This window comes from Vulcanococcus sp. Clear-D1 (genome assembly GCF_014654725.1).
GTDB lineage: Bacteria > Cyanobacteriota > Cyanobacteriia > PCC-6307 > Cyanobiaceae > Vulcanococcus.
On sequence record NZ_JACVZV010000020.1, the window covers coordinates 1 to 17134 of the forward strand.

Consider the following 17134-nt stretch of genomic DNA (forward strand, 5'->3'; position numbering starts at 1 on the left):
TGGCACCCCGGTTGATCGCTGAGCCCGAGAAGGCATTGGCACCCACCACAAAGGTCGCCAGACCCGAGAGTTTGGTGGTGGTGGAGAACTGGGTGGCTTCCAGCTCACCCACCTTGGCCTCGAGGCCATCCACACGGCCCTTCAGCACGGCGAGTTCCTTCTCGAACTCAGCCATCAGGCGCTTCAGCTCGTCGGTCACTTCGGTGATCCGGTCGAGGCAAGCGTTCAGCAGGGCGGCCGCTTCATAGCGGGTCATCGCACGGCTGCCGCGGTAGGTGCCGTTGGGGTAGCCGGCCACACAGCCGTAGCGCTCGATCAGGTTGCTCAGTGCTTGATAAGCCCAGTCGGTGGGCTGCACGTCGGAGAACTGGGTGATCGACGTCACCTGGTCGGCACTGGCGCCGTACTGGCCAATACCAGCGAGATTGATGTTCTCGCGCTCAGCAGCAGCAACGCCAAGACTGCAGCCCAGGGCAGCCGGAACAAGCAGGGCAGCGGTCGCGGCTGCGGACAGGCCAGAACCCAAGGAAGGCATGGGGCAGGAGCGTGACAGACGGTCTCGGCCATGGTCGCCCATGTCTCCGGTAGACCTACGTGAGAGGAAGGTTGATGTGTTCAGTTCCTCATCCGATGGGCGCTGCCCCGGCCACCCGTCAGGGAGCATCAATCCGCATCGATCTCACCTTCTTCTGCACCGGCGTGTCATCCCTCTGCAAGGAACTGCAGCAGGTCATCGATCCGGCTGGCGATTTGATCTCTGGCCCGGCGATGGGAGTCCAGATCGCCTGAGGTGGGGTCAGGGATGTCCCAGTCCTCCACGCATGGTCGTTGCTGCCAGGCCTGTGGCAGTTCAGCCAGACAGCCGCAGAGCACGATCACCGCACAGAACTCCTCGGCTCGATACTCCTGCAAGGCGTTGGAGCTCTGGCTCCGCAGATCAATGCCCTGCTCTGCCATCACGCTGATGGCCTCCTCGGCAAGGCCACCAGCGCCATCGAGCCCTGCGCTGTAAACGGCAACACCGCGGGGCGCCCGGGCCGCCAGCAGACCATGGGCCATCTGCGAGCGCCGCGAGTTCTGCCGGCAGACCAACATCACCTTCTGGATCGCGGCTCGCGTCATCCCCGCACACCTGCGATGTAAGCCTGGGTAATGCTGTGGCTGGGTGCCTGGAAGATCTGCTCGGTCCGGCCGTGTTGCACCAGCCGCCCGCAGCCGTCATCACTCCAGAACACCGCCACTTCGTCAGCGATCCGCCGTGCCTGGGCCAGGTTGTGGGTGACGATCACCACCGTGAGCTCCGGCGTGAGGCTGGCCACCAGATCTTCCACCACTCCACTGGCGATCGGATCAAGGGCACTGCAGGGTTCATCGAGCAACAACACCTCCGGCCGCAGGGCCAGGGCCCGCGCCAGACAGAGGCGTTGCTGCTGCCCGCCTGAAAGCACATGGGCCGGCTGATGCAGTCGATCCTTCACGTCCTGCCAAAGACCGACACGCTGCAGGGCTTCGCAGGCGGTGGACTAGCGCTCGCTGCGCCGCTTGACGCCGTGATGGCGCAAGGGAAAGGTGAGATTGCGCAGGATGGAAAACGGGAATGGGTTCGGTCGCTGCGCGATCATGCCCGCCGCCGCAAGCGTTGGAGATCGATGGAGGGAGACAGAATCTCCTCCCCATCCAGCCGGATCCCCCCTTGCACCTCGGCTCCCTCCACCAGGTCCGTCATGCGATTGAGGCAGCCGAGCAGTGTGCTTTTGCCGCAGCCTGAGGGGCCCACAATGGCCAACACCTCACCGCTGTTGACGCGCAGCGTCACATCACGAATCGCCGTCTGGCCGCCATAGCGAACCGTCACTCCGTTCAGCTCCAGGCGCGGTGGGTCAGGGGCGTTCACGGCATCAGCTCCTCAGGTCCAACACCTCGCGGCGCCAGCGCTCGGCGATCACGGTGGCCCCGCCACTGAGCAGCAGCACCAGGAGCAACAGCAACAGCGCCGAGGCAGCGGCCAACGGCGCACCACCGGAGACATTCATCGCCAGGTCATAGATGTGCACAGAAAGGGCACGGCCTGAATCCAACAGCGAGGCGGGCAGCCGATCCACATAGCCGCTGGTGAACAGCAGCGCAGCGGTTTCGGCCAGGGCACGGCCGATCGCCAAGACCAGCCCCACCATCAACCCCGGCAAGGCAACCGGAAGGATCACGGCTCGAATGGTGAGCCATCGCGGCAGGCCCAGCGCCACCGCCGCCTGACGGTGGGCATCAGGAACAGCGCGAAACGCCTGCTCCATCGTTCGGATCAGCAGTGGCAGCACCATGCAGGCCAAGGTGAGTCCACCCGCCAGAAGGGAGTAGCCCAGCCCGAGGGCGCGGCAGAACAGGGCATTGCCGAACAGGCCAAAGACGATCGATGGCACCCCTGCCAGGGTGTCCAGCGAATAGCGCACCAGAGGCGCCACACCCCCACGCCGCCGTTGGAATTCAGCCAGGAACAAACCACTGGCCAAGGCCAGCGGCACACTCGTCCCCAAGCAAACAGCCAGGATCAACAGGGTAGAAATCAGGACCGGCGCGATCCCTCGGGCTCGGCCACTGTCACTGGGCTCCTCGGTGAGAACCGCCAGTCCAGATGGGGAAGCCCCTGGTGCAGCAAGTCACGCAAGATCCAGGCCAGCGCCGCCACGATCAGCGCTGCCGCCAGCCAGGACGCTGTCGCCAGGGTGCGATCCAGGAGCTGATCCATCGCCATGCCCTGCCGCGGTTTAGCCATAGGCCTCCTGCCGCTCCAGCCACCAGGCCAGGGCCATCACGCAACCCACCAGGGCCATGTGCAGCAGCCCTCCCACGAACAGGGCGGAGCGGTGCAACTCCAGGGCATACCCCAGTTCCAGCGCGATGTTGGCGGTGAGGGTGCGAACCGGCGTGAACAGGCTGGTGGGCAACGCGATCACATTGCCGGCCACCATCAGCACCGCCATCGTCTCCCCGAGCGCGCGACCAGCGGCCAGGAGCACCGCTCCGATCAAGGCAGGCCTGGCCAGCGGCCACATCACACCGAGCACCGTGGCTGGCCTGGAGAGTCCCAGGAGTGCGGCGGCCTTGAGCTGCTCGGCGGGCAATTGGCGCAGGGCTTCTTCGCTGAGGAGCGCGGTGGTGGGCAGGATCATCAAGGTGAGGCAGAGGATCCCGGCCAGCAGGCTCTGACCGGGCGGGTGCAAGCGACCGATCAGTGGCGTCAGCTCCACCAGGCCCCAGAAGCCCACCACCACCGACGGCACGCCGCCGAGGATCAACAAGAGGCCGCGGTACAGGCGCGCGATACCTCTCGGGGCATAGACGACGCTCAACAGCGCGGACAGCCAGCCCAGGGGTGTGGCCAGCAGGACGGCTCCCCCACTGGCGGCGAGGCTGGCGGCGAGCATCGGCCCCAGGCCATAGGTGGCCTCAGAGCTGGGGCCAGCGGGATGCCAGCTGCCATCGCTGAACAAGCGCCTGGTGCCGAGTTCCTGCAGAGCCGGCCAGGATTCACGCACGACGAATCCAAGGATCACCAGCACGATGGCTCCTGCCAGCAAGGCGGAGCAGCGCAGCAGTGTGAGTAACAGCCGATCCCCTTGTCCCATCGATGCTCAACGGCGGGGCACCACAAAAAACTGCTTGTTGATCAACCCATCCACCTGGGGGGAGGAGGCGTAGTCGAGGAAACGGCGGACTGGCGGTGTGGGATCGGGACGGGTCACCAGGTTGAGGGGACGAGCGAGGGGATAGCGGCCGGATTGCACCACCGCCAACGTGGGGGGCGTTCCTTCCAGCGGCAGCAGACGGATGGCTGCACCATGGGTGGCTTCATAACTGGCAGTGCCGATCGAGACGTAGGCGATCGCGTTGGGATCCTTGGAGACGGTGAGGATGCCCTGTTGGTTGTCACCGATCACGATTGAGGCTTTGACCTGCGGTGCCTTGAGCTTGAAGTGCTCCAGGAACAGCTCAAGCGTGGAGCGACCCTCGGCTTTGTTCACCACCGTGATGGGTGCTGCTGCACCACCAACCTCACGCCAGTTGCGGATCTTGCCGGTGTAGATGCCAACGATTTGAGCGTCGCTGAGGTTCTGGATCGGGTTGGCTTTGTTCACGATCAAGGCAATGCCATCGAGGGCAATCGTGCGCGCCTTGAGATCGCGCTCCGCCGGTTTGAGGGCGCGCGAGACCATGCCCACCATGGCGCTGCCGCTGCGCACATCGGCTATCCCCCGCGAGGAGCCACCCATCTGCACATCCACACGCCAGCCAGGGTTCTGCTGTTCAAATTGCTTGCCGATTTCCGTGGCCAGGGGTGCAACGGTGCTTGAGCCGGTCACGGTGATGCGCTGCCCCTGCTGGCGACCACATCCGCTGAGGGTCGTGAGCGCCGCAAGGATGGCAATTGGAGCGAATCCCCTCGGCCAGCTGGAGCGAACAGCAACGCGCTGAGGGCTCAGCTCTGGCATTCTTCGGTTCCCCGTTCTGCGCTCACTGTGGAGAGTGGGGCCGAATCGGCAAGCCGTTGTGATGAACTGCAGTGGGCTCAGCGATGTGTTGCCCGGCTCCGGTGCCTGTTGCCACCTGCTGCAGCGGAGTGGACTGCTTTCAGGTGTCGCTGTATTGCCTCGACCAGGAGTTGCGGCCTGACGTGCTGTCGTTGATTTCAACTCAGTGGTTGGATCATCCAGAGGAGTGGTTGCAAAGCCTCGCGGTAGCGGCGGTCGATGGCTCGATCCCAGGATGGCAATGGAGCTGGCGGGCCAACTGCAAGGCGCCCTAGGGGCGGAGCTGAGCCCTGCCGCAGCGCCTGGGCTTGAGTGATCGCTGTCGTGCAACGTGAGCCCCAGGTGGAACTGCAGGCGGTCTTTGATCTGCTCGAGCCAGTCACCAAGGCGCCAGCGAAACCGAGGATGACCTCTCCTTCTGTTCCAGCTTCCAGTGCAGCTGTTTCACTCGCTTCCCAGACATAAAGACCTGCACACCGCTCCGCTGGGTGAGGCAGATCAACTTTTATGAAAATGTCTGGCCTTCTGGATTGAGCTAGCAAGAGTAGAAGAATGATCTGTATCTAATACAGAAGAATGAGACTTCGCGGCATAGTTCTTCTTGCTTTCGCCACGGGACTTTCTTTCATGACCTTTCGCGGTGGAGCATCCCCGAGATGGACTCGGGATCTCCAGGTCAAAGAAGCCTTTATTGCCTCTGCGAACAACAGAGAAACAGGAGGCTCTGTCAAGGCTGATGACCCAATTAGTTCATCACCTAACAATGCCGGATCGTCTTCAAATCCGTCAGCGTTAAGGTTCGCTTGCGACCCAAGGAGCCATGGCATTGCTCAATACAAGGGAGGCACGGTTGCATACTGTACAAAAAAAGATCTGGAGATCTCTCCCAGCGATGCAGCAATAATAGAGATCAGACCAGGAGCCGCACGTGCACCACACTGGCATGACACCTGGGAGCAGCAAGTCCTGATCTCCGGCGAGGCAAAGACATACCTCATTGACGAGAAAGGCCAGGTTCACGAAGAAGTTCTCACCCAAGGAATGGTCGCTGTCCTTCCTGCAGGGATGACCCACTGGACCGAAACAATCGGTGATCAACCGGCCATCCTCTTGCTGTCTTTCCCCGCAGGATTCAAAACATTTGAACTCGGTGACTCCCTGGTTCAAGTGAGGAGAAGCGATCGGCGTTGCACTCCAAGAAGTACGCAAGCAGCTTGCACTGCCAAGCGCAAAGACGTAATTCTGATTCTAAAAGATGGACTTCTTTAAAGTGAAGACTTTCATGGATCTACTTCCTGGAGCGTCTCTGCTCTTTTCTGATTGAAGTCTTTGCACAATCAGATTTGTGGTTCTTTGCAAGAATGAGGTTTCCATGCGACTAAGACTGAACACCCTCCTGGCAATCGTCGCCATCCTGATGCCTACTGCATCCACCGCCCAGGGGTTGTCGATCCCTGCTGAAGAGAACCGTGACCAGGTCCGAGACGGCGTGATCAGGCTCTATGGCGCCTGCGGACCGCAGAATGCTCTGCGCCAAGTGGCAGATGCATGGGAAAGAAGCAACGACCTGAAAGTCAAGATCACCTGCGGACCAGAGCCATCATGGTCCAAACAAGCACAGCTTGATGCAGACATCATCTGGGGAACATCAGAGCAGTCAATGACTGCATTTCTGCAATCATTCCCTGGGTTTCCATCAAAGGATGTTGCTCCAGTCTATCTGCGTCCTGCCATTATTGCTGTCAAAGCTGGAAACCCACGCCGTATTCAACGTTTTGAGGATTTACTCCAGCCAGGTATTCGCATTGTCGTGACTGAAGGGTCTGGCATTGCTAATACCTCAGGCACGGGCGTGTGGGAAGACATCGCCGGGCGCTTGGGAAGACTGGAGGATGTCAAGCGGTTTCGAAGCAATATTGTGGATTTTTCTACGGGTTCTGGCGCCAGCTTCAAAGCATTCCAGAGGCTTAACGCTGACGCCTGGATCACCTGGCCTGAATGGGTTGTTGACAATCCCAAGATCCTCCAGGGTATAACCATCTCGAGTGATCGAAGCATCTGGAGAGACCTCAGCATTGCTGTGTCGACTTCTGCAGATCCACAGGCCAGCTCCTTTCTTCATTTCCTTGTCTCTAGTGAAGCGCAAGAGTTGATGCGGAGTGCTGGCTATGTGCGCTAGGCCGCTTCAGGATTGACCACGGATTTCGTGCCTGCCATGACTAAGGCCAGCAAGATCAACAAAGCTCCCATCAAGGTCTGGATGCTGAGGGATTCACCAAGGAGCAGATAGGCACTCACCAACGACACAAAGATCCCGGCATTACCCCATAGAGCCACCGTAACGGCTCCGAGTCCGCGGTAACTCATCAAAAGCAATAACTCACCACCAAGATTAATGCAGGCGGTGTAAATCAAGAGCAAGCCGAACAGCCACCACCAACGCATGTAAAGAAACTGCTCTGGACCATAGAACGCCAATGTGATCGTCCCAAAGATCAATGCTGCGAGCAGGTTCGTCAGGCCAATCGCAAGGCCTACACCCCAGCCTTTGTCCACTACGGCCCGATTCAAAACTCCGGCCGCAGAGAAGGCCACGACACTCAGCAAGCCCAAGGCAAGACCAACTGGATCAAGCCCACTCCAGGGAGCACCGGAGGTGGAGGAAAGATCAATATGACGGCTGATCAGTAGTCCCAAGGGCAGCAGTGCAACACTGAACCCGAATCGCTTGGGCAGAGGTTCCCGTAGGACAAGTTGAGCCAGCAGAGCAGTGATTGGGAGAATCAGTGTGAACAATAGCGTTTGACTGATCACGGTTAGCCTTTGCAGGGCCAGGAAATAACAGATCGGCCCAATCAGGCTCCCCAGGACTGCGCGTAAACATAAAAAGCTTCGATCGCGCAGTGCAAGCTGCGGCAATTGACGCTTCAAGCACCCGCGATCGAGCAGCAGCACGACCAAACCCGTAGCCAGATTGGCGTAGAAAAAGACGTTGGCAAAGCTGATTGGATCCTCTCCTCCCGCCGTTCGAACCAAGGTGGCGGAAGCTCTCTCCTGCAGCCACTTCAGGACACTGGCATCACAGCCGCGCAAGAGCACATAACCCAGGAGAGCAAGGGGTGCTAATTTGGCTGGAATCATGTGTTGGATTCCGTTTTATCAATCATATTAATGCCGCCGCCTCTGGATCGCTACGGATATTTGAAATCCCTTGGCAAAGCGATTTTAGCGAAACCTGAGACTGATAGACGCAGAGGGCTCTATGGTTCTGAGTCAATCAGATTCGAGTGATATAAACCCTAATTTCGGAATAGTCGGTTGATGGTCGTGGTTAAGAATCAAAGGCTGCGGAGCGCCTTTCGGGGCAGCCAACGACGCGGAAGCGGCAAGACGGTCATGTTGTTTGAGGCGGAGTGTGAGGAGGCTAGATAACAGCGGTGTCGATTGACCTGTCACCAGCCAAATCTGATCTGCCAGATGAGGTGTGAATGAACCCTGATCAGGGTCTGACCAGATGTAGCCGAATTCTGAGTTCGAGGTTGTTGATGGAAGCAATGCACACTTCTTATCAATCAGCCTTAAACCCTCTGTCGCTATCACACGGCGCCAGGGCTGCGCGAGCCGGCGTAGCCGCTGCGCGGACACCGGCCCTGGCGCTCGCGTGATCTCTTGTGTCCTTGCCTCCGCCGGAATGTGTGGCGTTGCTTCATCACGCACAGCGTCCTCACGCGGCTGCGGTGGCTCAGCGCTTTGGGGCCTGCCTGATGCTCCTAGAAGCGACTGTGGTGGCTGCGTTCCTGGCGCTTGATGGATAATCCGCTTTCAGACGGGTTGCCCCGCCCACGGGCCCAGTGGGGAATTGACTGCCCGGCAACTGGCGGATTTATCGGCACCGCTGGATTGCGCCAATGTGCGCCAGCGGGAGCAGGGCCGCACGCGGCTGAGCTACCTGGAGGGTTGGCAGGTGATTGCAGAGGCCAACCGCATCTTTGGCTTTGACGGCTGGGAGCGTCTCACCCTCTCGGCCCGCTGCGTGGCCGAACACGAACGGCCCATCAGCCGGGATCGTAAAAGCGGTTGGGGTGTGACCTACACCGCCCGCGTGCGCATCACGGTGACCGCCGGCCACCGCACCATGATCCGCGAGGGTTCAGGTGCCGGCCATGGCATTGATGCCGACAAGGGCCTGCCCATGAATCGGCGCTCAAGGAAGCCGAAACCGATGCCACCAAGAGGGCGCTGATGACCTTTGGCAATCCATTCGGCCTGGCCCTCTACGACAAGCAGCAGCGCCAGGTGAGCAGCGCAGCTGCCGCAACACCGGCGGCCGAGCCCAACGGCGCGAAACATCCCATGTCTGGGGTAGCTGACTCTCCTCTTCAGCCCGCTCCAATTTCCGGGCTACAGGAGCAGATCAGGCCCTTGTTCCTGCTCGCCTCGAGGCCTTCTCCAAGGGCTTCTGCGCTGCCTTCTAGGTGCCCGATGCCCAGCCTTCGCTAGCGGGTTTGATCACCACAAGCCGGCACCATCGTTGACCTTGCGGCCAGTGGCGTCAGCCGCGAACGGATCCTGGCCGCTTACCCGCTTCTCGAGGCTGCTGATCTGGATTCCCTAGAGGCGCATGCCAGTCTCAATTGAGCGGGATAGACTGTTGGTATATCCATTGAAGTGTGTGCCGTGGTCGGCATTACCAAGCTGTTCCTGAGCAATCGCAGCCAGGCGGTGCGCATCCCCGCTCACCTGCGCCTACCGGACTCCGTCAAAGCTGTTGAGGTGCGTGCTTGCGGTCAGGAGCGGATCATCTCGCCTGTTGGTCAGCGTTGGGACAGTTTTTTCCATGACGGCCCACGGGTGGCGGATGACTTCATGGCCGAACGATCTAGCCAGGAGCAACCCGAGCGCGAAGCATTCTAAGAGCAGTCATGTTGCGTTATCTGCTCGATACCAATATCTGCATCGATGTGATCAAGCGCAGGCCTGAATCGCTGTTGGATCGCTTCAATGAGAAGGCCTCTCACCTGGCGATCTCCGCCATCACCCTGGCCGAACTGCTGCACGGGGCTGAGAAGAGTTCTCAGCCGCAGCGCACCCTCTCGGTGGTGGAGGATTTCTGCAGCAGGCTCGATGTGCTCGATTACGGCGCCAAAGCGGCTCAGCATTACGGACAGATCCGATCCGCCCTGGAGCGACGCGGCACACCGATCGGCGTGAACGACCTGCACATCGCCGCCCATGCGCGTAGTGAGGGGCTCACTTTGGTCAGCAACAACCTGCGGGAATTCGAACGAGTTGAGGGTTTGCTCTATGAAAACTGGATCTGAATGCCCGATCAGGATGAGGCCAGATGAACTGGGCTGACTGCCCTGCAGTGGAACGGGATCCCCAGCGCCTCAGCGGCGTTTGGCTGTTCAGGGGGACGCGTGTTCCGGTTGCAGCGTTATTTCAGAACCTCCATGACGATGTGTCACTCTCTGAGTTCATGGAACTCTTCCCGGGCGTGACCACCGAGCAAGCCAGGCTGGTGCTCGAACATGCCGCCAGAAGCGCAGCCGGAAGCACTGATGTAGTGCGCATCCCTTGACCCGCCCACCGGGAACAGCAGAAAAGGCCGGCCACCGCCGGCCTGGCCTTCAGTGGGCCTGATGAGCTATGAACACCAGCTCCTGATCGGCCTCAATCGCTCGATCAATCGCCTCCACACAAGCGAGGAACCCTGCCATCGCTGGAGGCAACTCCTCCTCCCCATAGGGATAATCGATCTAGGGCCTGTGGATCAGAAGCCCTCTGGCGGTGTGGGTGGTGAGGATCCACTCCACGGCCCGATAGCAGGACTCCATCAAACCAACAGGATCCTCGGGGCCATACACCAGAACATGCGAAGCCATAGCGACCTCACGCCCTACGGCGCAGCGACGGGACGCCTACAGGACCGCCCCGCCAGTTAAGGGGCGAATCCATCAGCTGATGCGCGGTGAGCACCGGCGGAGCCGGGGCGATCGAGCTACACCAAACAGTCAGCTCGCCTCGCGCAGGCCTTGACCAGGAGCGATCCTGGAGGTGCCCGGCGCTGCGCATCTGGTGATGCGCAGAAAGCTGTTGACCTTGCTGACCCTGCAGACGGTCCGAGCGAGTTCCCGGCTCGCACTACAGCCACGTCGGCTAACCCAAGAAAGCTCTTGCTCGTAACAGTTGGCTAAAGAACGGTCAGCTGATTCATCCACAGCTAACACGTGGAATGGCAGCGGAGTCGATGTGTCTAGCTCGAGTGGATTCAACGACGGCCCCTCGTTGCTGGGCCGGCCCCGGGTGATCCCAGGCCCGGGTCCAGCGGCCCATAACGACAGCCGTCACGATTGGCCCTACGAGAAACCGCTCAACGATCCAACGATTGCAGAGATCTGGTGCTACACACCGCGCTACAGCTACAGCGCTGGTGAGGTGATCGACCTCCACGTGCACAGCACCCGCCCTGAGTTTGAGCTGGAGATCACCCGCGAGGGGCCCAAACCTGAGCAGGTCTTGTCTCAACGCGGGATCAAAGCCAGCGCGGCCGCCACTCCAGAGCACGCTCATGTGCAGGGTTGCGACTGGCCAGTGGCTGTTCAGGTCACGGTGGATCCGGCCTGGCGTTCGGGCTTCTACGTGATGGTGGTGCGGTTGCGCGAACCCGATGGCGAGGTGTTCGAGCGTGAGCACTTCGTTGTGGTGAAGCCGAGCGTGCCTGCAGCCGCCAGCTCGATCGCCTTTATGGTGTCCACCTGCACCATGAACGCCTACAACGACTGGGGCGGCGGCAACAGCTATCACGGTGAGGGCGGTACACCCCGCTTCAAACAGGCCTATGCCCGCACCTCGCTGCGGCGGCCCTGGAGCCGCGGACTGGTGAAGCTTCCGCTGGGTGCCCCACGCGCCGTATCAACCGCTGAGCTCCCGCCCTTTGCGGTGCCGCAACTGCCAGCCCACCCCTGGGCGCGGCACTACGGTTACGCCCGCGATTACGCAGATGCCAGCTGAGCTCTCTACGGCAAGTTGTTTATCGAATGGGCTGAGGCCAATGGCTACACCCTCGACTACTACACACAGCATGATCTGCACGAAGATCCGCAGACCCTGGTGCCCTATCGGCTGTCAGTGATCGTCGGGCACGACGAATACAGCAGCTGGCCGATGCGCGAAGCGATCGAGAACCAGCTGGCGGCCGGCGGCAACCACGCGCGCTTTGCCGGCAACAACATCTGGCAGGTGCGCTACGAGGATGGCGGCACCACCTTTGTGAACCACAAAGATGAGACCACCGACCCGCTGCTGGGCACCGATCAGGAGCGCTTTGTGAGCAATGCCTGGGATCTGCCCTGCACCGGCTGGCCGATCACCAAGACATTTGGCCTCACGGGGTCACAGGTGATCCATGCCATGTACGGAGGTGCAGCGCCGCGGGCCAGCGGTGGTTTCACGGTGTATCGCCCCTGGCACTGGAGCTTGGAAGGCAGCGACCTCTACTACGGCGATGTGATCGGTGGACGCCCCGACTGCATCGTCGCCTATGAGATCGACGGTTGCGATTTCACCATGCGAGATGGCCTGCCCTATCCGACGGGCCGCGATGGCGCTCCCGAGAACCTGGCGATTGTGGCGATGGCTCCGGCGTTGATGCACGAAGAGGATCACTTCCAGGCGAGTACGGCCAGCCAGATGAATTCCGTGTCCACGCCCGCCATCAAGGGTGATAGCACCGGTCTGCCCGAGCTCGAGGAGCACGAAGGCGCCAGGCACCCCCGCTACGGCGCCGGCATGATCGCAAGCCATGACCGGGGAGTTGGCCCTGGTGATGGCACCGTGTTCGTGGCCGGCAGCACCGACTGGGTGGTGGGCCTGCAACGCCGCAACTGGTTTGTGGAGCAACTCACCAAGACGGTGTTGGATCGGCTGTCCGGCCCCAAGCCTGCAGCCTGAGATCCATCGAGGTGGTGAGCGCCAGAGCGCTACACCTTCACGCTCACCACCACCCAGGAATCGCGTTGCGTTGTGGCTTGGGCGTCATCAACCGGGTGGCCAACCAATACAGGAGAAGAAGATCACCCATGAGCACGCCGAAAAGAACAAGTGAGGCCCCAGCGGACAAGGTCAGACCCAGCTGCAGGATCACCCCGCTAGCGATCACGACTGAACAGCCAAGCCACCAAAACAGCTTCAGCTGTTGATGACTCAAGGGGCTAGGTGCGAGCAGAATGACCCAAACCAGTTGTGCAGCCAGGACGACCGCGTATTGAATCCAGAGCCTTGGCTCCAGCATATTCTCGTAGTACGCCTTAGCCTCCAACGCGGAAAAACCAAGCAGCTGAAACAGCCATGGCTTGGCAAAAGTCGTCAACGACCAACCCCAAAACCAGTCAATGGCCACCAGAAAGGTGGTCAGCAGCAATGCCTGGATGCGCTGGGGCATTCGGTGCCAATCGAGGTGAGAGTGCCGGTTTACAGTTTACCCCTAATTCCAACAAGAATGACGCACTGACGCCCGCCGATCTTGCCGATTGATCTAGAGACAGTTGGTCAATTCCTGAGTCAAAGGATAAGCATGATATACCTTGCCGTTTATTGACGTCGGCATGGCCGCGAGCAAATCTCAGTACACCATGGATGCCTCGAGGCGCCCATCAGCAATCGCTTGCAGTAGAGCCTTGTGATCCTGCTCTGCCAGATCTGCATTCTCGATGGCCTGCTCATAGATCGTGGTGGCGAACATCTTCGGGTCATGGATAAAAGCATGGATCTTTTTCCGGTCACCACTGCGAGCATGAGATTTGGCCAAGGTCAAGGCGCAGAGTTTGCCGTAATCCTTTAATCCCTCCACATCGAGTTCGTTCACATCCACGGATGCTTTCCAGTCACGGAACACACGCCAGTAGAGTTGCGTGCCTTCTGGAGTCGTGGTCCACCCCAGGAAGGGATCGCTCGCGGTTTGCATCAAGCGTTGGCCTTCCACCACGCGTTGTCCTTGATGTGCAGGAACCTGGTTATCTCCATTGACGTAAGGAGCAAGCACCGACGGCTCCGCCTGCTTGCTCTGGAGCACCAGAACGTCTTCCGGGTGTACCCCCATAAACACATGGATGCCGCACTGAGTGCCTACAGAGCCAACGCCCACAGCCTTGAAGGCAGCGTCACTCATCCGGAATTCGCTGAGATACCGACGGACATCCGGTCGAACGCTGGCGAGATACTCGGCATAGATCACGTTGAGTCGGTGTTGCCAGTCCATGCCCGCCAGGGCTTCAGGTGGCAGGAGCGAATACCGCCAGAGCAAGGGCGGTTGGTGCCGGAACAGCAGCGTTCCGTTGTTGTCAACTTCGCAGAGCTTGCGCACCGCCTGGCGGCTGTTGCGTTGCAGCGCCATAGCCGCGAGTTTCTTGAGATGGGCCCGCAACGAGCCCTTCGTGCGCTCGTCAATCAAGTGCTGGAGAGCTGGATTTGGGACCCATATGTCTTCAAAGCGCATCCCAGCAAACTCAGCCATCGCCTCTGCATAGGCCCTCACACCGCTGCGGCACACCTTGCTCTGCTCTTTTTCGCTGCAACCAAGGCTTCGTGCAGCCAAGATGAAACTGGTTGCCAGCCGGATCACATCCCACTCAAATGGACCAGGATGGGTTTCATCGAAGTCATTGATATCAAACAGAAGTTGATACTCAGGAGAGCAGAAGAAACCAAAGTTGAGCAGATGAGCATCGCCGCATAGCTGCACCATCAGGCCCGAGCTGGGCTTGCGCGCTAGATCGGCCGCCATGACAGCTGCCGCGCCCCGGAAGAAGGCGAATGGGTTTTCAGCCATTCGGCTGTGCCGCACAGGAACAAGCCACGACAAGCGCGCTGCCTCCTGTCGGGTCAATAGTTCAATGGGGTCCTGGCGTGCCACTGGTTGATCCACGGAATCGACCTTCAACTATCCGAGTCGTAGCTGTAGACGGTCCAGGTGCCAACCCGTTCGTCATAGCCCGGCACGTTGGTAGGCATTCTGGGTAGAGGTCGACAAAATCAATCTGAATGTTGGTCAGCCGGTGCGCCGTCTGGATGCATCCGGGGGCCGTATCTACAGCGGTGATGTAGGCAACCAACTTGAGCCAGCACAACCGTTTGCCTTCCTGGCAGCCAAAGAAGCAAACTGATCATCAGAACAGGCAAGCGGTGTGAGTGTCGCGCAGTTGCGGAATCCAGCGACAGAGGCCAGAGCACTACAGCTGGGAACTCTTTGCAATGTCATCGGAGCTTTAGCCGCCCTGGTGTTTTATCTGCGCTCTGGATCTGATGCACTGCTGCTCGACGGCTTGTACACCGCCGTGATGGCCGGAGCCTCGGTCATTGCTGGCCGGGTGAGCCTCGCCGCCCTGCAGCCGCGCAGCCGTGCCTACCCCTTTGGAGCCTCGGGGCAGGAACCGCTCTATGTGTTGTTCCGCACCCTGGTGTTGCTGGGCATCATCGCGTTTGCAATGGTGTCGGCGGCTGGCAAGGTGCTCACCCACCTGCAGGGTGGGCCTGTGGCAGCGGTCAGGCTCGATGGACTGGGGCTGTACTTCAGCGCCATGGTGTTGCTCAACCTGTGGCTGTGGCAGGTGTTTGTGCGCAGCTGGAGCCATAGCGGCCGCAACAACGACATGCTGCGCGGCATGGCGATTTCGGCCCGGTTTGATGCCCTGATTTCAGCTGGGACCGGACTCACTCTTCTGGGAGTGCCCCTTCTGCTGGGCACACCGCTAGCCCCGCTGATGCCGATCGCCGATTCCCTGTTAGTGCTCGTTTTGTGTGCCGCGCTGTTGGGGGAGCCCATCGCCATTCTCAAGGGCGCCGTGGCCGAAGCGGCAGGGTCCAGTCGATCGCTTGGCCAGGACACCCAGATCACCTGCGCCAACGCCATCGTGCCTGTGCTGAAACAGCAGGGCTGTGAGCTCCTTGAGCTGGCGATGATTCGCCTCGGCCGGACCGTCACGGCGGTGGCCTATGTGGAGCCGGAGAACGCCATGACGGCGGGTCAGGTTGACGATCTACGTCTGGCAGTGGAGCAACAGCTGGTTAAGGCTCTGCAGACCCCGGTGCTGTGTGAGGTGATTCCCACCGCCGTTCACCCTTACGCAGAAGCCGCACACTGACGCTTCAGTAGCGTGATGTTGTTGGTGGGGCGCCTTGAGCCGGTGGGGTGCATCTGGTGCACTGCTCACGCGCCTGGTGATCCGCTCATGGCCATAGGCCTTGATGCTCTCTCTTCCGGTCCGCATCAGCACTCGGCTCACCACACAGCCACGGCGGGCCGGGCCATGGAAGCGGCCTGGATGAGGCCTCCCTGACGGAACTGATCACCCCCAGCAGGGAACAGCGTGGGATTGAGGGTTTCCTGGCAGAGGCGATCGAACCCAGCAGAATGGCTTCATGACTGCCTTGAGTGCTCCATCGATTGAGCAGCGGCTGCCAGCCATGGCAGCTGTGATTCACCAGGCGATTCCTGGAAGTGAAGTGCGCCTGTTCGGCTCCAGGGCCCGCGGCCAGGCCGGGCCCGACTCCGACATTGATCTGCTGATCACGGCGCCCGACAGTTGGTTGGAGCACCATCACCGCTTTGCGGTGCTCAACGACCTGTGGGATCAACTGGCACAGGCGGATGTCTCCCTGGACTTGCTGCTCTACTCCCAGAGTGAATGCGAGGCCAGGCGCCATTGGCGCAGCCATGTGATCGGCCGCGCTTACCGCGAGGGGAAGCTCCTCAATGGCGCTATCTGAGGCGGAGGGGCTGCTGCGGATTGCAGCAGCAGACCTCGAAACAGCCGTGGCATCCACTGATCCAACCGTGTTTCGCGAGGGTGCCTGGGGCTTCTGGTTGCAACAAGCAGTGGAGAAAGCCCTTAAAGCGTGGCTGCTGCACCTGGGTGATGACGATCCACCCCTGACCCATGACCTGCGGCGACTGCTTCGTCTACTGGCTGCTCGCGGAGCGGACGCCACTCGCTGAAAGGGGGTTGGCGTTCTGACGGTCTACGCCGTGCAGTTCTGACACGCCACAGCGGGCCTCGGTCAGGGTGTTCCACGCCTTCCCCTTCCATGGCACGCCCCACCGTTCCCTGCTGCGAGATCCGCTTCCTGGTGCAGCACACCTATCCCGTAGCCCTTGGGCTTCTGCGAAGCAGTTGGCATCAAGGCCTATGGCCACGAGCGCATCACCACCCCCATCGGTCGCCGCGGTAAGCCCGTCAAAAAGATCCGCCTGATTCCTGCAGAAGATGCTCATGCCATGGCCCGGGATTTCCAAGGCCAAGAGGAATGGCCTCGTCTTCGATGCGCTGGCGCAGCTCGGCTCGCAAACCTCGGCGTGTCACCAGATCCACCGGAACGCTGAGGAGATCTTCAAGCGCCAGCTTGAGATCCATAAACTGCTCAAAGATGGGGCTGGCGGGGAACTCCACCAGCAGATCAAGGTCGCTCCCCGGCCCTGCCGAGCCTTGGGCTACCGAGCCGAACACCTGCAGACCCAAAGCGCCATGGGCAGCTGTGATCCCCTGCAGCGTCGGCACTAACCGGCGCAGCTCGTCCAGGGCTGGAGGCGATGGGGGAGCCATGGATCCATC

Annotated in this window: 22 protein-coding genes and 2 pseudogenes; 11 read left to right on the top strand and 13 right to left on the bottom strand. The window is 60.5% G+C overall.

What is annotated here, in order from left to right; translation table 11 throughout:
• The 8 genes from H9532_RS08925 to H9532_RS08960 all read right to left on the bottom strand — a co-directional run.
• On the bottom strand, positions 1 to 535 hold a 535-nt coding region (locus tag H9532_RS08925; protein ID WP_296367552.1), incomplete at its 3' end, for an iron uptake porin.
• A gap of 167 nt (positions 536 to 702) precedes the next feature.
• A complete protein-coding gene (locus H9532_RS08930) occupies positions 703 to 1122 on the bottom strand; it encodes an ArsC family transcriptional regulator (RefSeq protein ID WP_296367554.1) in 420 nt (139 codons plus the stop codon).
• On the bottom strand, positions 1119 to 1478 hold the full coding sequence (locus H9532_RS08935; protein ID WP_366664549.1) for an ATP-binding cassette domain-containing protein: 360 nt from the start codon (positions 1476 to 1478) through the stop codon (positions 1119 to 1121). Before H9532_RS08935 ends, H9532_RS08930 begins: the two co-directional genes overlap by 4 nt.
• A 140-nt stretch (positions 1479 to 1618) precedes the next feature.
• Positions 1619 to 1894 carry an ATP-binding cassette domain-containing protein gene (locus H9532_RS08940; protein ID WP_296367556.1) on the bottom strand — a complete coding sequence of 92 codons (276 nt, stop codon included), beginning with the start codon at positions 1892 to 1894 and terminating at the stop codon, positions 1619 to 1621.
• 4 nt (positions 1895 to 1898) lie between these two features.
• Complete coding sequence (pstA, locus tag H9532_RS08945; RefSeq protein ID WP_366664552.1) at positions 1899 to 2624, bottom strand: phosphate ABC transporter permease PstA; 726 nt, start codon at positions 2622 to 2624, stop codon at positions 1899 to 1901.
• Positions 2561 to 2770, bottom strand: a complete 210-nt coding sequence (locus H9532_RS08950; RefSeq protein WP_296367558.1) for a hypothetical protein — start codon at positions 2768 to 2770, stop codon at positions 2561 to 2563. The genes pstA and H9532_RS08950 overlap by 64 nt, the downstream gene beginning before the upstream one ends.
• On the bottom strand, positions 2763 to 3623 hold the full coding sequence (locus tag H9532_RS08955; RefSeq protein ID WP_296367560.1) for an ABC transporter permease subunit: 861 nt from the start codon (positions 3621 to 3623) through the stop codon (positions 2763 to 2765). Before H9532_RS08955 ends, H9532_RS08950 begins: the two co-directional genes overlap by 8 nt.
• A 6-nt stretch (positions 3624 to 3629) precedes the next feature.
• Entirely contained in the window at positions 3630 to 4487 is an 858-nt protein-coding gene (locus H9532_RS08960; RefSeq protein WP_296367562.1) for a phosphate ABC transporter substrate-binding protein, read from the bottom strand.
• Between the two features lie 615 nt (positions 4488 to 5102).
• Here H9532_RS08960 and H9532_RS08965 point away from each other — a divergent pair.
• Together H9532_RS08965 and H9532_RS08970 are read left to right on the top strand one after the other, a co-directional pair.
• On the top strand, positions 5103 to 5795 hold the full coding sequence (locus tag H9532_RS08965) for a cupin domain-containing protein (RefSeq protein ID WP_296367563.1): 693 nt from the start codon (positions 5103 to 5105) through the stop codon (positions 5793 to 5795).
• A gap of 103 nt (positions 5796 to 5898) precedes the next feature.
• The gene (locus tag H9532_RS08970) at positions 5899 to 6705 is read left to right on the top strand and encodes a substrate-binding domain-containing protein (RefSeq protein ID WP_296367564.1); all 807 of its coding nucleotides are present in this window, start codon (positions 5899 to 5901) and stop codon (positions 6703 to 6705) included.
• On the opposite strand, the gene H9532_RS08975 is transcribed toward H9532_RS08970, so the two are convergent.
• Positions 6702 to 7667 (bottom strand): DMT family transporter, encoded by a 966-nt coding sequence (locus H9532_RS08975; protein ID WP_296367565.1) that lies wholly within the window; start codon positions 7665 to 7667, stop codon positions 6702 to 6704. The genes H9532_RS08970 and H9532_RS08975 overlap by 4 nt on opposite strands.
• Before the next feature lie 769 nt (positions 7668 to 8436).
• On the opposite strand from H9532_RS08975, the pseudogene H9532_RS16025 reads away from it, so the two are divergent.
• The 5 genes and pseudogenes from H9532_RS16025 (at position 8437) to H9532_RS09005 (ending at position 10107) form a co-directional block, all read left to right on the top strand.
• Positions 8437 to 9026 (top strand): annotated as a pseudogene (locus tag H9532_RS16025) (RAD52 family DNA repair protein).
• 27 nt (positions 9027 to 9053) lie between these two features.
• On the top strand, positions 9054 to 9164 hold the full coding sequence (locus tag H9532_RS08990; RefSeq protein ID WP_296367667.1) for a hypothetical protein: 111 nt from the start codon (positions 9054 to 9056) through the stop codon (positions 9162 to 9164).
• A gap of 39 nt (positions 9165 to 9203) precedes the next feature.
• Positions 9204 to 9440, top strand: coding sequence for a type II toxin-antitoxin system VapB family antitoxin (gene vapB, locus H9532_RS08995; RefSeq protein WP_296367569.1), 237 nt, complete (start codon positions 9204 to 9206; stop codon positions 9438 to 9440).
• A gap of 8 nt (positions 9441 to 9448) precedes the next feature.
• Positions 9449 to 9847 carry a type II toxin-antitoxin system VapC family toxin gene (locus H9532_RS09000; RefSeq protein WP_296367571.1) on the top strand — a complete coding sequence of 133 codons (399 nt, stop codon included), beginning with the start codon at positions 9449 to 9451 and terminating at the stop codon, positions 9845 to 9847.
• 23 nt (positions 9848 to 9870) lie between these two features.
• Positions 9871 to 10107 (top strand): DUF433 domain-containing protein, encoded by a 237-nt coding sequence (locus H9532_RS09005; RefSeq protein ID WP_296367573.1) that lies wholly within the window; start codon positions 9871 to 9873, stop codon positions 10105 to 10107.
• A 178-nt stretch (positions 10108 to 10285) separates the two neighbouring features.
• Here the strand turns inward: H9532_RS09005 and H9532_RS09010 are convergent, their stop codons facing one another.
• Positions 10286 to 10411, bottom strand: a complete 126-nt coding sequence (locus tag H9532_RS09010; RefSeq protein ID WP_296367575.1) for a hypothetical protein — start codon at positions 10409 to 10411, stop codon at positions 10286 to 10288.
• A gap of 568 nt (positions 10412 to 10979) precedes the next feature.
• Between H9532_RS09010 and H9532_RS16030 the strand changes: the two are divergent.
• Positions 10980 to 12479, top strand: a pseudogene (locus H9532_RS16030) (N,N-dimethylformamidase beta subunit family domain-containing protein).
• A gap of 43 nt (positions 12480 to 12522) precedes the next feature.
• On the opposite strand, the gene H9532_RS09025 reads toward H9532_RS16030, so the two are convergent.
• Positions 12523 to 12969 (bottom strand): hypothetical protein, encoded by a 447-nt coding sequence (locus tag H9532_RS09025; protein WP_296367581.1) that lies wholly within the window; start codon positions 12967 to 12969, stop codon positions 12523 to 12525.
• Positions 12970 to 13149: 180 nt separating this feature from the next.
• Positions 13150 to 14451 carry a DUF2252 domain-containing protein gene (locus tag H9532_RS09030; RefSeq protein ID WP_366664551.1) on the bottom strand — a complete coding sequence of 434 codons (1302 nt, stop codon included), beginning with the start codon at positions 14449 to 14451 and terminating at the stop codon, positions 13150 to 13152.
• Between the two features lie 259 nt (positions 14452 to 14710).
• Between H9532_RS09030 and H9532_RS09035 the strand changes: the two genes are divergently transcribed.
• The 3 genes from H9532_RS09035 to H9532_RS09045 all read left to right on the top strand — a co-directional run bounded on the left by H9532_RS09035 (position 14711) and on the right by H9532_RS09045 (position 16521).
• Entirely contained in the window at positions 14711 to 15667 is a 957-nt protein-coding gene (locus tag H9532_RS09035; RefSeq protein ID WP_296367583.1) for a cation transporter, read from the top strand.
• A 322-nt stretch (positions 15668 to 15989) separates the two neighbouring features.
• Positions 15990 to 16292, top strand: a complete 303-nt coding sequence (locus H9532_RS09040) for a nucleotidyltransferase domain-containing protein (RefSeq protein ID WP_296367585.1) — start codon at positions 15990 to 15992, stop codon at positions 16290 to 16292.
• Positions 16279 to 16521 (top strand): HEPN domain-containing protein, encoded by a 243-nt coding sequence (locus H9532_RS09045; RefSeq protein ID WP_296367587.1) that lies wholly within the window; start codon positions 16279 to 16281, stop codon positions 16519 to 16521. Before H9532_RS09040 ends, H9532_RS09045 begins: the two co-directional genes overlap by 14 nt.
• Before the next feature lie 238 nt (positions 16522 to 16759).
• On the opposite strand, the gene H9532_RS09050 is transcribed toward H9532_RS09045, so the two are convergent.
• Positions 16760 to 17125, bottom strand: a complete 366-nt coding sequence (locus H9532_RS09050; RefSeq protein WP_296367589.1) for a nucleotidyltransferase family protein — start codon at positions 17123 to 17125, stop codon at positions 16760 to 16762.
• Between the last annotated feature and the right edge of the window lie 9 nt (positions 17126 to 17134).

What these genes read in the sequence shown, in the direction of transcription:
- H9532_RS08930 (WP_296367554.1), bottom strand. Translation starts at nt 1,122, where the DNA reads ATGACGCGAGCCGCGATCCAGAAGGTGATGTTGGTCTGCCGGCAGAAC.
- H9532_RS08950 (WP_296367558.1), bottom strand. Translation starts at nt 2,770, where the DNA reads ATGGCTAAACCGCGGCAGGGCATGGCGATGGATCAGCTCCTGGATCGC.
- H9532_RS08955 (WP_296367560.1), bottom strand. Translation starts at nt 3,623, where the DNA reads ATGGGACAAGGGGATCGGCTGTTACTCACACTGCTGCGCTGCTCCGCC.
- H9532_RS08960 (WP_296367562.1), bottom strand. Translation starts at nt 4,487, where the DNA reads ATGCCAGAGCTGAGCCCTCAGCGCGTTGCTGTTCGCTCCAGCTGGCCG.
- H9532_RS08965 (WP_296367563.1), top strand. Translation starts at nt 5,103, where the DNA reads ATGAGACTTCGCGGCATAGTTCTTCTTGCTTTCGCCACGGGACTTTCT.
- H9532_RS08970 (WP_296367564.1), top strand. Translation starts at nt 5,899, where the DNA reads ATGCGACTAAGACTGAACACCCTCCTGGCAATCGTCGCCATCCTGATG.
- H9532_RS08975 (WP_296367565.1), bottom strand. Translation starts at nt 7,667, where the DNA reads ATGATTCCAGCCAAATTAGCACCCCTTGCTCTCCTGGGTTATGTGCTC.
- H9532_RS09000 (WP_296367571.1), top strand. Translation starts at nt 9,449, where the DNA reads ATGTTGCGTTATCTGCTCGATACCAATATCTGCATCGATGTGATCAAG.
- H9532_RS09005 (WP_296367573.1), top strand. Translation starts at nt 9,871, where the DNA reads ATGAACTGGGCTGACTGCCCTGCAGTGGAACGGGATCCCCAGCGCCTC.
- H9532_RS09010 (WP_296367575.1), bottom strand. Translation starts at nt 10,411, where the DNA reads ATGGCTTCGCATGTTCTGGTGTATGGCCCCGAGGATCCTGTTGGTTTG.
- H9532_RS09025 (WP_296367581.1), bottom strand. Translation starts at nt 12,969, where the DNA reads ATGCCCCAGCGCATCCAGGCATTGCTGCTGACCACCTTTCTGGTGGCC.
- H9532_RS09040 (WP_296367585.1), top strand. Translation starts at nt 15,990, where the DNA reads ATGGCAGCTGTGATTCACCAGGCGATTCCTGGAAGTGAAGTGCGCCTG.
- H9532_RS09045 (WP_296367587.1), top strand. Translation starts at nt 16,279, where the DNA reads ATGGCGCTATCTGAGGCGGAGGGGCTGCTGCGGATTGCAGCAGCAGAC.
- H9532_RS09050 (WP_296367589.1), bottom strand. Translation starts at nt 17,125, where the DNA reads ATGGCTCCCCCATCGCCTCCAGCCCTGGACGAGCTGCGCCGGTTAGTG.